The sequence below is a fragment of the Streptomyces sp. NBC_00503 genome (assembly GCF_036346895.1).
GTDB lineage: Bacteria > Actinomycetota > Actinomycetes > Streptomycetales > Streptomycetaceae > Streptomyces.
In genome coordinates this window covers 2,237,485-2,251,007 of sequence record NZ_CP107855.1, presented here as the reverse complement: position 1 = coordinate 2,251,007, position 13,523 = coordinate 2,237,485, and the positions used below count along the sequence as shown (strand labels likewise).

The 13,523-nt window shown below is 70.9% G+C and carries 14 protein-coding genes; 8 read left to right on the top strand and 6 right to left on the bottom strand.

Annotation, left to right across the window (positions count from 1 at the left end; translation table 11 throughout):
- The first annotated feature begins 30 nt into the window (after window positions 1–30).
- From macS to OG490_RS10495, 5 genes are all read left to right on the top strand, one after another.
- Window positions 31–1,239 (top strand): MacS family sensor histidine kinase, encoded by a 1,209-nt coding sequence (gene macS, locus OG490_RS10515; protein ID WP_330296017.1) that lies wholly within the window; start codon window positions 31–33, stop codon window positions 1,237–1,239.
- Window positions 1,240–1,283: 44 nt separating this feature from the next.
- Entirely contained in the window at window positions 1,284–1,928 is a 645-nt protein-coding gene (locus OG490_RS10510) for a response regulator transcription factor (RefSeq protein ID WP_330300867.1), read from the top strand.
- Window positions 1,929–2,111: 183 nt separating this feature from the next.
- Window positions 2,112–3,140, top strand: a complete 1,029-nt coding sequence (locus OG490_RS10505) for a 6-phosphofructokinase (RefSeq protein ID WP_330296016.1) — start codon at window positions 2,112–2,114, stop codon at window positions 3,138–3,140.
- A gap of 104 nt (window positions 3,141–3,244) precedes the next feature.
- Entirely contained in the window at window positions 3,245–4,246 is a 1,002-nt protein-coding gene (locus tag OG490_RS10500; protein ID WP_330296015.1) for a 2-hydroxyacid dehydrogenase, read from the top strand.
- Between the two features lie 73 nt (window positions 4,247–4,319).
- Window positions 4,320–4,673 (top strand): hypothetical protein, encoded by a 354-nt coding sequence (locus OG490_RS10495; protein WP_330296014.1) that lies wholly within the window; start codon window positions 4,320–4,322, stop codon window positions 4,671–4,673.
- On the opposite strand, the gene OG490_RS10490 is transcribed toward OG490_RS10495, so the two are convergent.
- The gene (locus OG490_RS10490; RefSeq protein WP_330296013.1) at window positions 4,670–6,595 is read right to left on the bottom strand and encodes an anthranilate synthase family protein; all 1,926 of its coding nucleotides are present in this window, start codon (window positions 6,593–6,595) and stop codon (window positions 4,670–4,672) included. The genes OG490_RS10495 and OG490_RS10490 overlap by 4 nt on opposite strands.
- A gap of 98 nt (window positions 6,596–6,693) precedes the next feature.
- Complete coding sequence (locus tag OG490_RS39170; protein WP_443065944.1) at window positions 6,694–6,762, bottom strand: trp operon leader peptide; 69 nt, start codon at window positions 6,760–6,762, stop codon at window positions 6,694–6,696.
- A gap of 94 nt (window positions 6,763–6,856) precedes the next feature.
- Between OG490_RS39170 and OG490_RS10485 the strand changes: the two genes are divergently transcribed.
- Together OG490_RS10485 and OG490_RS10480 are read left to right on the top strand one after the other, a co-directional pair.
- A complete protein-coding gene (locus OG490_RS10485; protein WP_443065785.1) occupies window positions 6,857–8,236 on the top strand; it encodes a class II 3-deoxy-7-phosphoheptulonate synthase in 1,380 nt (459 codons plus the stop codon).
- A 147-nt stretch (window positions 8,237–8,383) separates the two neighbouring features.
- Window positions 8,384–8,650: a (2Fe-2S)-binding protein gene (locus OG490_RS10480; protein ID WP_330296011.1), complete on the top strand. Its 267-nt coding sequence runs from the start codon at window positions 8,384–8,386 to the stop codon at window positions 8,648–8,650.
- Between the two features lie 51 nt (window positions 8,651–8,701).
- Here the strand turns inward: OG490_RS10480 and bfr are convergent, their stop codons facing one another.
- A complete protein-coding gene (gene bfr, locus OG490_RS10475; protein WP_330296010.1) occupies window positions 8,702–9,181 on the bottom strand; it encodes a bacterioferritin in 480 nt (159 codons plus the stop codon).
- Window positions 9,182–9,354: 173 nt separating this feature from the next.
- Here bfr and OG490_RS10470 point away from each other — a divergent pair, with 173 nt between their 5' ends.
- A complete protein-coding gene (locus OG490_RS10470) occupies window positions 9,355–9,987 on the top strand; it encodes a sulfite oxidase-like oxidoreductase (RefSeq protein WP_330296009.1) in 633 nt (210 codons plus the stop codon).
- Window positions 9,988–10,021: 34 nt separating this feature from the next.
- Here OG490_RS10470 and OG490_RS10465 read toward each other — a convergent pair whose 3' ends face one another.
- From OG490_RS10465 to pknB, 3 genes are all read right to left on the bottom strand, one after another.
- Complete coding sequence (locus tag OG490_RS10465) at window positions 10,022–10,564, bottom strand: DUF4396 domain-containing protein (RefSeq protein WP_330296008.1); 543 nt, start codon at window positions 10,562–10,564, stop codon at window positions 10,022–10,024.
- Between the two features lie 84 nt (window positions 10,565–10,648).
- Complete coding sequence (locus OG490_RS10460) at window positions 10,649–11,539, bottom strand: deoxyribonuclease IV (protein ID WP_330296007.1); 891 nt, start codon at window positions 11,537–11,539, stop codon at window positions 10,649–10,651.
- A gap of 9 nt (window positions 11,540–11,548) precedes the next feature.
- Window positions 11,549–13,471, bottom strand: coding sequence for a Stk1 family PASTA domain-containing Ser/Thr kinase (gene pknB / locus OG490_RS10455; protein ID WP_330296006.1), 1,923 nt, complete (start codon window positions 13,469–13,471; stop codon window positions 11,549–11,551).
- Between the last annotated feature and the right edge of the window lie 52 nt (window positions 13,472–13,523).

Below are 13,523 nucleotides of genomic sequence, written 5' to 3'. Positions count from 1 at the left end.
GGGCGCGACCGCCCGCACGGGGTGGGGGAAATGGCGAAGCGCGAGCGCGTCGTACGCATGTCGGTCGAGCAGCCGCTGTGGCGGGCCCTGACGGCCTATCGGCTGCTGACCATGGTCTACGCGGTGCTGCTCTTCGCCTCCGCGTACAAGGAGTTCGACCGGCCGTGGATCGCGGTCGCCTACCTCACCGTGCTCGTCGGCTGGACCCTGGTCACCCTCCCCAAGGTGGCCAGCGCCGCCAGCTGCACGAAGGGGTTCCTGTGCGCCGACCTGACGGTCGCCTGCGTGGGGATCCTGCTGACCCCGCTCGCCGACACCCACGCGCGGATCGCGGCCGGCGGCCCCACCCTCCCCACCATCTGGACCGCGGGCGCCGTCCTCGCCTTCGCCATCAAGGGCGGCTGGCGCTGGGCCTGTTTCGCCTCCACCTTCGTGGCCGCCACCAACCTCATCCAGCGCGGCGAGCCCACCCGGGACACCCTGCACAACGTGCTGCTGGTCTGGGTCGCCTCCGTCGCCATCGGCTACGTGGTCGAGGTGGCCCGGGCCAGTGAGGCCACGCTCGCCCGCGCCCTGGAGATCGAGGCCGCCACCCGCGAGCGCGAACGCCTCGCCCGCGACATCCACGACGGGGTCCTCCAGGTCCTGGCCATGGTCCAGCGGCGCGGCACCGAACTGGGCGGCGAGGCCGCCGAGCTGGGCCGGATGGCGGGGGACCAGGAAGTCGCGCTGCGCACCCTGGTCTCCAGCGGGCTGACCCGCCCCTCCCGGATCTCCCGGGACGAGTCGCTGGGCGCGCTCGTGGACTCGTACGAGGTGGAGGAGCCGGGGGCCGACGAGGGCGAGCTGGACCTGCGGACCCTGCTGGCCCCGCACGCCGGTTCCCGGGTGAGCTTCGCCGAGCCGGGCACCCCGGTGCCGCTGCCGGTGCCCGCGGCCAGGGAGCTGGCCGCGGCGGTGGGGGCCGCGCTGGACAACGTACGCAAGCACGCGGGCGACGGGGCCAGCGCCTGGATCCTGGTCGAGGACTGGGGCGACGAGGTGATCGTGACCGTCCGCGACGACGGCCCGGGCATCCCGGCGGGCCGGCTCGACCAGGCGGCGGGCGAGGGCCGGATGGGCGTGGCCCTGTCCATCCGGGGCCGGCTGCGCGATCTCGGCGGCAGCGCCGAGCTGGTGTCCGTCCCGGGGCAGGGCACCGAAGTGGAACTGAAAGTACCGAGGGGGAGCACCCAGTGAACGAGCAGAGCACGGCCACCACCGGCGCCGGTGACATCAAGGTCATGGTCGTCGACGACCATCCGATGTGGCGGGACGCGGTCGCCCGCGACCTGGCCGCCGCCGGATTCGACCTGGTGGCCACCGCCGGGGACGGCCCCGAGGCGGTGCGCCGGGCCCGCGCGACCGTCCCGCACGTGCTGGTCCTCGACCTCAACCTGCCGGGCATGCCCGGGGTCCAGGTCTGCAAGGAGCTGGTCGGGGCCAACCCGGCGCTGCGGGTCCTGGTCCTGTCCGCGAGCGGCGAGCACGCCGATGTCCTGGAGGCGGTGAAGTCCGGCGCCACCGGCTACCTGCTGAAGTCCGCGGGCGCCCAGGAGCTCATCGACGCCGTGCGCCGTACGGCGGCCGGTGATCCGGTCTTCACCCCGGGCCTGGCAGGCCTGGTCCTGGGCGAGTACCGGCGCCTGGCCACCGATCCGGCGCCGGCCGCCGCCGACGAGCGCCAGGCCCCGCAGCTGACCGACCGGGAGACCGAGGTGCTGCGGCTGGTGGCCAAGGGGCTCTCGTACAAGCAGATCGCGGAGCGGCTGGTGATCTCCCACCGCACGGTGCAGAACCACGTCCAGAACACCCTGGGCAAGCTCCAGTTGCACAACCGGGTGGAGCTCGTCCGCTACGCGATCGAGCGCGGCCTCGACGAGGTGTGAGCGCGTGTGACGCCGCCCGGGGGGTGGGCCGTTCCTCGTACGAGTGAACGGGTGTGCGGCAACTCCCCTTGATCCCACCGGAATTGACCCTTCCATGGCCCTTGCTGTGACCTGAGTCACCACTAGCGTGACGGTCATGAGGGCCCCGCGGCCTCAGCGGGCCCCGTGGTGAAGGGATGTTCCATGAAGGTCGGAGTGCTGACGGGTGGCGGCGACTGCCCGGGTCTCAACGCGGTGATCCGCAGCGTCGTGCGCAAGGGCGTGCAGGAGTACCAGTACGAGTTCATCGGGTTCAAGGACGGCTGGCGCGGCACGGTCGAGGGGGACACCGTCCCGCTCGGCATCCCCGCCGTCCGCGGGATCCTGCCGCGCGGCGGAACCATCCTCGGCTCCTCGCGCACCAACCCGTTCAAGCTGGAGAACGGCGTCCGCCGTATCAAGGAGAACCTCGCCAAGTACGAGGTCGACGCCCTCGTCGCGATCGGCGGCGAGGACACCCTGGGCGTGGCCGCCAAGCTGTACGAGGAGTACGGCATCCCCTGCGTCGGCGTCCCGAAGACCATCGACAACGACCTGTCGGCCACCGACTACACCTTCGGCTTCGACACGGCCGTCGGCATCGCCACCGAGGCCATCGACCGGCTGCACACCACCGCCGAATCCCACATGAGGGTCCTGGTCGTGGAGGTGATGGGCCGCCACGCCGGCTGGATCGCCCTGCACTCCGGGCTGGCCGGCGGCGCCAACGTCATCCTCATTCCCGAGCAGCGCTTCGACGTGGACCAGGTCTGCGCCTGGGTGAGCTCGCGGTTCAAGGCGAGCTACGCGCCGATCGTGTGCGTCGCGGAGGGCGCCATGCCCAAGGACGGGGACATGGTGCTGAAGGACGCCACCCAGGACTCCTTCGGGCACGTCCGGCTGTCGGGCGTGGGCGAGTGGCTGGCCAAGGAGATCGAGGCGCGGACCGGCAAGGAAGCCCGTACGACGGTGCTCGGACACATCCAGCGGGGCGGCACGCCCAGCGCCTTCGACCGGTGGCTGGCGACCCGGTTCGGGCTGCACGCGATCGACGCGGTGCGCGACGGGGACTTCGGCAAGATGGTCGCCCTCCAGGGGACGAACATTGTGCGGGTGCCGATCGCGGAGGCTACGGCGAAGCTCAAGACGGTGGACCCGGCGCTTTACAAGGAGGCCGGAGTGTTCTTCGGCTGAGCCGTTCGACCCGTTCGGCTGGGCCGGGACGCGTAGGCGGGTCATGGGTCGTAAGGTGACAAACGACCCATGGTCCGAATCTTGCGCGTCATACGGGAGCGAACGTGGAAATCCTGGCATTCGGGGTGCAGGGGGACGAGAAGCCGCTCATCGAGAAGGCCTTCGCGGGACAGCACGAGGTGCGCTGCCTGGACGTCTTCCTGAGCGAGGACACCGCCCCCATCGCGGCCGGGTACGAGATCGTCTCGTCGAGCGTGAACGCCGACCTCAACGGGCGGGTGCTGAGGATCCTGGCCGCGGGCGGGACCAGGATGATCGCCCAGCGCTCCACCGGCTTCAACAACATCGACCTGCCGGTCGCCCGTGAGCTCGGCCTGACCGTCAGCCGGGTGTCGTACTACTCCCCGTACTCGGTGGCCGAATTCGCCTGGACCCTGGCCATGGCGGTGAACCGGCGGATCGTGCGCGCCTCGAACCGCACGCGGGACTTCGACTTCCGGCTGAACGGCCTGATGGGCCGCGACATGCGCGGCCGCACGGTGGGCGTGCTCGGCACCGGCAAGATCGGCGAGGCGTTCACCCGGATCGCGCACGGCTTCGGGATGAACCTGCTGGGCTGGGACGTGGCGCAGAATCCGGCGTGCGTGGAGCTGGGCATGAAGTACGTGGACAAGGACACGCTGTTCGCGTCCTCGGACCTGATCAGCCTGCACGTCCCGCTGCTGGAGTCCACGCACCACATCATCGGCTCCGAGGCCCTGAAGATGATGAAGGACGACGCGATCCTGGTGAACTCCAGCCGCGGCGGCCTGGTGGACACGGACGCGCTGGTCACGGAGTTGCGCAGCGGGCGGTTCGCGGGCGTGGGCCTGGACGTCTACGAGGCGGAGGCCGGGCTCTTCTTCCTGGACAAGTCGCTGGTGGCCGTCGAGGACGACACCCTGGCGCGCCTGATCACCTTCCCGAACGTGGTGGTCACCTCCCACCAGGCGTACTACACGCACGACGCGGTGGGCCAGATCATCGACACCACCGTCGCCAACGTCGCGGACTACCTGGCGGGACGCCGCTCCGAGAACACACTGAGCCCCGCGGAGCCTTCCTGACGCACCCGGAGTTGGGTCGGAGTTCAGGATCCGGCCATGTCCGGTCCGGGGGCGGTGGCCTAATGTCGCCCCTGTGGACATACCCGTTGCGGCCCGTTGGGCCGTGCTCGCCTTCGCTGCACTGAACTTCCTCCTCGCGCTGAGAGCACTGCGCCTCGCGCTCCGGGCCGAACCCGGCGCGCGGACCGGCCACCTCCTCGACGTCGCGGACAACCTGCTCGGCACGGTGCTGATGGGGGCCCTCGGCCTGCCCGGAGAGCACTGGGACATCGCCGGCGGCACGCTGGTCCTGATCGGCCCGCTGGTGGTCTGGAAGGCCGTCCGCGACTTCCGGGCCCGCCGCGCGGAGAAGGCCCGGACCGCCGACGAGGCGCAGGCCGGGACCGCGGCCGAGGCGCAGGCCGGGACCGCCGCCGAGGAAGGCTAGACCCCCGCCGTCACCCTCGCCACCAGCTCCCGGACCAGCTCCGCACCCCGCAGGGTCAGCACCGACTCCGGGTGGAACTGGACCCCCGCGAAGCCGCCCGTGAGGGAGCGCAGCGCGTGGACCTCGCCCGTGGCGGGGTCCCGGGAGACCTCGATCCCCTTCAGCGCCAGCTGCCGCTCCTGCTCCGCCGAGCAGGAGGCCGCGTAGGTGTTGTAGAAGCCCACCACCTCCTGCGTCCCGAACAGCTGGATCCGGGTCTGCGCCCCCTGCGCCGGCTCCGCCTTGCGCACGAGCGGGAGCCCCAGCTCCGCGGCCAGCAGCTGGTGGCTGAGGCAGACCCCGAGCAGTCCGCCCCGGTGCGAGGCCAGGAGCTCCGCCGTCAGCCCGCGCATCAGCGCCATCTTCGGGTCCGAGGCGTCCGCCGGGTTCCCGGGGCCGGGGCCCAGCACGATCGGCCCGTCCCAGGTCAGGGCCGCCGCCCGCAGGCCCGGGGCGTCGTGGCGCAGTACGGTCACTTCCAGCCCGGCCACCCGCAGCACGTGCCCCAGCATCGAGGTGAAGGTGTCCTCGCCGTCCACCACCAGGGCGTGGCCCGTCACCTCGGCCGGCCGCTCCTGCATCCGGAGCCAGAACGGCGCCAGGTCCTGTCGCCGGGACGCCAGCGCCGCCTGGACCCTGGGATCGGAGCCCAGGCCGGGGGAGGCCGCGACCGGGCGGCGGGCCGCCGGGCGGACGCTCAGCGCCGCCAGGACGCCCGCCGCCTTCGCGTGGGTCTCCGCCACCTCGCCCGCCGGGTCGGAGTGGCGCACGAGGGTGGCGCCCACGGGCACCCGCAGCGCGCCGTCCGCCGCGATGTCGGCCGTGCGGATGAGGATCGGGGAGTCCAGCGTCTGCGCCCCGGACTCGTCCACGCCCAGCAGCGCGAGCGCGCCCGCGTAGTAGCCGCGGCCGCCGGTCTCGTACCGTTCGATGACCCGGCAGGCGTTCTGCACCGGGGACCCGGTCACCGTCGCCGCGAACATCGTCTCCTTCAGCACCTCCCGCACGTCCAGCGAGGAGCGGCCGCGCAGCTCGTACTCGGTGTGCGCGAGGTGCGCCATCTCCTTGAGCCGGGGGCCGACGACCACCCCGCCCATGTCCCCGACGGTGCACATCATCTTGAGCTCCTCGTCCACGACCATGGACAGCTCCTCGGTCTCCTTGCGGTCGCCGAGGAAGGCGAGGAGGGACTCCGCGGTCGGACCTCCGGCCGGATACCGGTAGGTGCCGCTGATCGGGTTCATCACGACCGTGCCGCCGGACATCCGTACGTGCACCTCGGGGCTGGCCCCGACGAGGGTGCGGTCCCCGGTGTGGACCACGTACGTCCAGTACGCCCCCCGCTCGCCCTCCAGCAGCCGCCGGAACAGGGCGAGGGCGTCGGCGGGACCGAAGCCCTCGATCCGGCCCTCGTAGGTGCGCCGGATGACGAAGTTGGCGCCCTCGCCGCGGCCGATCTCGTCCTCGATGACCCGCCGGACGGTGTCCGCGTACTCCTCGTCGGGGACGTCGAAGCCGCCGCCGTCGACCCGTACCTCGTGGACGGGCAGCGCGGCCAGCGCCTCGGCGAGCGGGACCTCGTACGCCTCGTCGGCGACCAGCACGCTCAGCGGGGTGCCGTCGTCGCGCACGTCGAACCCGCGCTCCCGCATCTGCCGGAAGGGTACGAGCGTCAGGGCGGGCCGGTCGCCGACGGGCAGGTCGGCCAGGTGCTCTGCCTCGTGGACCGGGCCGGTCAGCACCTCGACGGTGTCGTGGTCGCGGCCGGGCGTGCGGCGGCGCAGCAGCGCGAAGGGCGGGGTGGGACCGCCGGACCGTCCGAGGCGCTCGAACAGGGCGGTCAGTCGGCCGGGGTTGGTGCCGGGGGCCATGGGTACGGACATGGAGGGTGCGTCCTTCCGGGTGGTGGAGGGACGGCCGGCGCTTCGGGAGAAACGCGGAAGGCCGCCCCGTGGGGCGGCCTTCGCGTCGCTCGTGTCTTCTAGGTACGCACGAGGGGCGGGCCGCCGGGAGCGGTCCACCACCAGTTCTTGTTGGAGTGCGCGTACATGCGAAGAACCCTAGCCCACGGGGCGGAGTGAACGGGTCAGTAACACAGTGAGAGACATCCGTCTCACGTAGTGGTCGGCAGGGTCGGACGTGCCATGGGACGCCGTAATGTGTGTGGGGTGACCGTGAACGCTGAATCCCAAGCCCCCGCCTCCAAGGCGACCTGGCGAGACCTTCCCGCGGCGCAGCAGCCTTCGTACCCCGATGCCGAGGCCCTGCGCGCTGTTGTCGCGGACCTCGAGTCGTATCCGCCCCTCGTTTTCGCGGGTGAGTGCGACCAGCTGCGCGCCCGCCTGGGAGCCGTCGCCAAGGGCGAGGCGTTCCTGCTGCAGGGTGGCGACTGCGCCGAGGCCTTCGACGCCGTATCCGCTGACCACATCCGCGCCAAGCTGAAGACGCTGCTCCAGATGAGCGCCGTCCTGACGTACGCGGCCTCCGTGCCGGTCGTCAAGGTCGGCCGCATCGCGGGCCAGTACTCCAAGCCGCGCTCCAAGGACACCGAGACCCGCGACGGCATCACCCTGCCGACCTACCGCGGCGACTCCGTCAACGGCTTCCCCTTCACCGAAGAGGCCCGGATCCCGGACCCCGAGCGGCTGAAGCGCATGTACCACGCGTCGGCCTCGACGCTGAACCTGGTGCGCGCCTTCACCACCGGCGGTTACGCCGACCTGCGCCAGGTGCACGCCTGGAACCAGGACTTCGTGAAGAACTCCCCGTCCGGGCAGCGCTACGAGCAGCTCGCGCGGGAGATCGACAACGCGCTGAACTTCATGAAGGCCTGTGGCACCGACCCGGCGGAGTTCAAGGCCGTCGAGTTCTACTCCTCCCACGAGGCGCTGCTGCTCGACTACGAGGGCGCCCTCACCCGTACGGACTCCCGCACCGGCCGGCTGTACGACACCTCCGGCCACATGGTCTGGATCGGTGAGCGCACCCGCCAGCTGGACCACGCGCACATCGAGTTCTGCTCGCAGATCGCCAACCCGATCGGCGTCAAGCTCGGCCCCACCACCACGGTGGACGAGGCCCTGACGTACATCGACCGGCTGGACCCCGACCGCGAGCCGGGCCGTCTGACCTTCGTCGTCCGCATGGGCGCCGACAAGGTCCGCGACAAGCTCCCCGAGCTCGTCGAGAAGGTCACCGCCTCCGGCGCGAACGTCGTCTGGGTCACCGACCCGATGCACGGCAACACCTTCGAGGCGGCCTCCGGCCACAAGACGCGCCGTTTCGACGACGTGCTCGACGAGGTCAAGGGCTTCTTCGAGGTCCACAAGGGCCTGGGCACCCACCCGGGCGGCATCCACGTCGAGCTCACCGGTGACGACGTCACCGAGTGCGTGGGCGGCGGCGACGAGATCTTCGTCGACGACCTGCACCAGCGCTACGAGACGGCCTGCGACCCGCGCCTCAACCGCAGCCAGTCCCTGGACCTGGCGTTCCTGGTCGCGGAGATGTACCGCGACCAGTAACCACTGCTCATGACGATGGGGCGCGGATCGAATGTGATCCGCGCCCCATCCTCGTTTCCACCTCTTTTAGGCCACCCTAACTTCGGGTACGGTTAGGTAAGCCTCACCGAATAGGGGATGGCTCGCCGAACCATTCCGGTCAGGGAGGTGAACCGCGTGTACGTCTGCTCTTGCTTCGGAGTCACCGACAAGCAGGTCAAGGACCACGCGGCTGCCGGGGCCTGCACCCCCCGCCAGATCGCTTCGGCCACCAAGGCCGGCACCGACTGCGGTGGGTGCGTGCGCACCATCCAGGGCCTCCTCGGCCGCGGGGCCTGCCCGCGCCGTGAGCTGCTGGAGAAGGGCGACGTGGCCGCCGTGCTCGCCGCCGACCCGCTGGTACCCGCGGGTGCGGAGCTCGCCGAAGCCGCGTAGGGCCCTGGTTTCCTCGGCTCCCCTGATTCCCCTGGTCTCCCTGAGGACCGCCTAGCTCTCGGGCTGTTCCAGCAGCTGCGCGATGTACAGCGGCTCGCCGATGGACTCGATGAGCTCCAGCTGGGTGTCGAGGTAGTCGATGTGGTGCTCCTCGTCCTCCAGGATCTCCTCGAAGAGCCGCGCCGAGGTGACGTCACCCTTGCCGCGCATGACCTCGATACCGCGCTTGAGCCGGTCGATCGCCTCGACCTCGACCTGGCGGTCGCACTGGAACATCTCCGTCAGCGTCTGACCCACGCGGACGTGGAAGAGGCGCTGGTAGTTCGGCAGGCCGTCGAGCATCAGGATGCGCTCGGTGATCTTGTCCGCGTGCTTCATCTCGTCGATGGACTCGGCACGGGTGTACTTCGCGAGCTTCGTCCAACCCTTGTTGTCCTGGATCCGGTAGTGGAGCCAGTACTGGTTGATCGCCGTAAGCTCGCCGGTCAGCTGCTCGTTCAGAAACTCAAGGACCTCGGGGTCGCCCTGCATCGCAGAGGCTCCTTCCAAGCAATGTCAGCAATGTGACTGGGCAGTTGCGCGCATCCTCGCACCGCCGTCGGAGGCCGTCCAGTAAGTGCCTCCTTAGTGGGATTAACCTAGATTTGCCCGAATCGGGCCGCAACTGGTCATGACCACCCCGCCAAGTCTGTCACCATGGAGTCATGGGTCAGCCGGAAAGCCGGGAATCTCCGGGATCAGAGCAGCTGGAGCTTCCCCCGGGACAGCGGTTGCAGCGCGGCTGGCCGGTCACCCACTACGGGCCCGTCCCCAAGTTCAAGCCGGAACGCTGGGAGTTCCGCGTCTTCGGCGCGACGGCCGACGGTGAGAAGCACTGCTGGAACCACGAGGAGTTCGCGGCCCTGCCGTTCCAGTCCGTCGTGGCGGACCTGCACTGCGTGACCAAGTTCAGCATGACCGGCGCCGAATGGGGCGGCGTGCTCACCCGCGAGATCCTCGCCCTCGCCCCGCCGTCCCCGCAGGTCACGCACGTGATGGTGTGGGCCGAGTACGGCTTCAGCTCCAACATGCGGCTCGCGGACTTCGCTTCCGACCGCTCCCTCTTCGCCACCCACCAGGGCGGTGAACTCCTCACCGCGGAGCACGGGTTCCCGCTGCGGCTCGTGGTGCCGCACCTGTACGCCTGGAAGGGCCCCAAGTGGGTCCGGGGCATCGAGTACATGACCGCCGACCGCCGCGGCTTCTGGGAGGAGCGCGGCTACCACAACGTCGGCGACCCCTGGCGCGAGCAGCGCTACTCGTACCAGGAGGAGCCGGGGGACGGCCCCGAGTTGTAGGCCCGCAGGCCCGAGGGTCCTTCTGTCGTGTCCCTCAATGGTGGTACTGGTGGACCACCGCGTGACCCTTGCCGCGGCCGATCATCCACCTGTTGACCGGGGTCGTGACGACGAAGGCCAGCGCGAGCGAGATCGCGAGCGCGATCCAGAACAGCGCGTCCGAGAGCGTCGCGTCCATGGCTCCCGGCCAGACCACGATCACCCCGTTGTCGATCAGCTCCATGACGGCGATCGAAAGGGTGTCCGCCGCCAGCGCCACCCGGACGGCCGTACGGAAGTCCACGCCGGCCGCGCGGATCCCGCGCAGGGTGAGCGCGTAGCCGAAGAAGAACGCGAGGACGATCGCGAGGATCATCGTCGGGACGTTCCCCCAGCCGAGCGCGGTGCCGACGATCATGCCGAGCACCTCGCCGATGGCGCAGCCGGTGAGGCAGTGCAGGGTGGCCTGCGCGGCGGCGGCCCAGGTGACCTTTCCGCCGGTGGCGCCGTGGTGGTGGGCGTGCTCTTCGTGCTGGTGCTCGTGGTGCTCGTGGTGCTCGTGGTGCTCGTGACCGTGCTGCTCGTGTGCGTGCTCCATGACGACCCCCTGGCGTGGAACGCCGAGTAACGGTTCTGTCGATATGACAGAACCGTATACCCCCCAGGGGTATTCCTCAAGGGATCATCCGAGCTCGCGGAGCTCCTTCAGCAGTGCCACGTCGGCCGCGTGCCCTTCCTTGCCGCCCGGAGTCTCCGTGATCAGCGGTACGCCCTCCATCGCCGGATGCGTGAACAGCTCGGCGAAGGCCTCCCGGCCGATGTGGCCCTGCCCGATGTTCTCGTGCCGGTCCTTGTGGGCGCCCACGCCCTCCTTGGAGTCGTTCGCGTGGACCAGCTTCAGCCGGCCCTCGCCGACCGTGTCCACCAGCAGGTCCAGCGTCTGCTTCGTCCCGCCCGGCGCCGCCAGATCGTGTCCGGCCGCGAAGATGTGGCAGGTGTCCAGGCAGATCCCGAGCTTCGGATGGTGGTCCAGCGCGTCGAAGTACGGGCCGAAGTCCCAAGTGCGCGAGCACAGCGAGGAGCCCTGCCCGGCGGTGGACTCCAGCAGCAGGAAGGGGTCGTCCTCGTGCGTCAGCTCGTCCAGCAGCGGCAGCATGTGCTCTCTGACCTGCGCGTACGCCGCTGCGCGCGGCCGGCCCCCGGTCGCCGATCCGGTGTGCACGACCACCCCGAGCGCGCCGATCGCGCGGGCCCGGCGCAGCGAGTGCCGCAGCGACTCCACGGACTTCTCCACGGTCGCCTCGGTGTGCGAGCCGAAGTTGATCAGGTAGGGCGCGTGGACGTACGCCGGGATCTCCTCGGCCGCACAGGCCTCGCGGAACAGCTCGTCCTGCGCCGGATTGCCGACCGGGGTGGCCCAGCCGCGCGGATTCGCGACGAAGACCTGGACGGCCTCGGCCCCCATCTCGCGGGCGTACGTCAGACCGACGGAGGCGAGCCCGCCCGCGACGGGAACGTGCCCGCCCACTGGATTACGGCATATGGAACTGGAACTGGAAATGGAACTGGTCATGGCGTGTGGCTAGAGCCCCTTGGTCCTGATGGTGATGGTGCTGCCCTCGGCGGCGCTCTGGCCGGCGGGTACCGACTGGGAGTCGACGGTGTTACTGAAGGAGAGGAAGGGCTTGTCCACCTTCACCTTGAAGCCCAGCCCCTCCAGGGTCTTGCGGGCCGCGTCCGCCTCCTGGCCGGTGACGTCCGGCACCGGGATCTGACGGGGGCCCTTGGACACGGTGAGGGTGACGGTGTCCCCGGCGGCGGCCTGGGTACCGGCGGCCACCGACTGGTTGGCGACCGTACCGGCGGGGGAAGGGGAGTTGACCTGCTCGGGAGCGGTCTCCACCTTCAGCCCGGCGCCCTCCAGGGCCGACCGGGCCTGGTCCACCGGCTTGCCCACGACTCCGGGCACCGGCACCGGGCGGCCCTTGCTGACCACCAGCGCGACCGCCGTGTCCAGGGCGCGCTTCGGGCCGTCCGCCGCCGGGTCCGTGCTGATCACCGAGCCCTGGGGGACGTCCTGGCTGAAGGCCTGCGTGACGATCCCGGGCGCCAGGCCGGCGGAAGTCAGCTCCGCCTTCGCCGCCTCCAGCGGCTTGCCCTTCAGATCGGGGACCGCGACGGTCTCGGGGCCGCGCGAGATGGTCACGACCACCGCGCCGTTGCCCCGTATCCGCTTGCCACCGGGGGGATCGGTGTTCATCACCGTCCCCTTGTCGAAGGTGCTGCTGAACTTCCGGTCGACCCGCTTCACCCCCAGGCCCGCCGCCGACAGCTGGGTCCGGGCCTCCGCCTCGGTCTTGCCGAGCAGGTTCGGGACCTGCGTGAACTGGCCGGAGCTGATGTACCAGACCCCGGTGCCGAGGCCCAGGCAGAGCAGCAGGCCGATGACGGCGAGCAGCGGCCCGCGGCCGCGCAGACCCCGGGCCGACGCCCGGGACGCGGCCCGGCCCGGGCCCGCGGGCTCGGGCAGCGGCGGAGTCGAGAGCCGGGAGGTGTGGGAGACGGGATCGGCCGCGGGCCGGGCGATCACGCTGGTGCGGTCCTCGGTGGAGGTCCGCACCTCGGCCCGCGCCTGCGGCGGTACGGAGTCCAGCGCGGCATCGCCCAGCTGCGCGCGGGCACCCTGGACCAGCCCGAGCAGCGCGGCGGCGTCGTGGGGGCGCAGCTCGGGCTTGCGCGCGGTGGCGTACGCGACGAGCTCGTCCAGCTCGGCGGCCAGCCCGGGCACGGCGGCCGACGGGGGCGGCACGTCCTCGTTGAGGTGCCGGAAGAGGACCTGCGCGGGGCTGTCCCCGGCGTGCGGCTTGGAGCCGGTGAGCATCTCGTAGAGCACGATGCCGCAGGCGTAGACGTCCACGCGGGTGTCGGTGACCCCGTTCTCGATCTGCTCGGGGGCGAGGTAGGAGACGGTGCCGAGGACGGACCCGGTGGTGTGCGTGACGGAGTCCACGGACCGCACCAGCCCGAAGTCGGCCACCTTCACGCGGCCGTCGTCGCCGATCAGCACGTTCTCGGGCTTCATGTCGCGGTGCACGAACCCGGCGCGGTGCGCGGCGCCGAGGGCGGCGAGGACCGGCTCGAGGATGTCCAGGGCCGCGCGGGGCTGGAGCGCGCCGCGCTCGCGCAGTACGTCGCGCAGGGTGCAGCCGGAGACGTACTCCATGGCGAGGTACGTGTACCGGCCGTCCGTGCCCTGGTCGAAGACGGCCACGACGTTGGGGTGGGCGAGGCGGGCGACGGACTTGGCCTCGCGGATGAACCGGTCGACGAAGGCACCGTCGGCGGCGAGCGCCGGATGCATCACCTTCAGCGCGAGGATCCGGTCCAGGCGGGTGTCGACGGCCCGGTAGACCGTGGCCATGCCGCCGGCCGCGATACGGGCGTCCACGCGGTAGCGGCCGTCGAGCGTCTGCCCGACGAGAGGGTCATCCAGGGTCGTGTCCACCCGGTGATTCTACGAGGGGTGGGTGGGGCGCCGTCCCGGGTCCCCGGGGGTT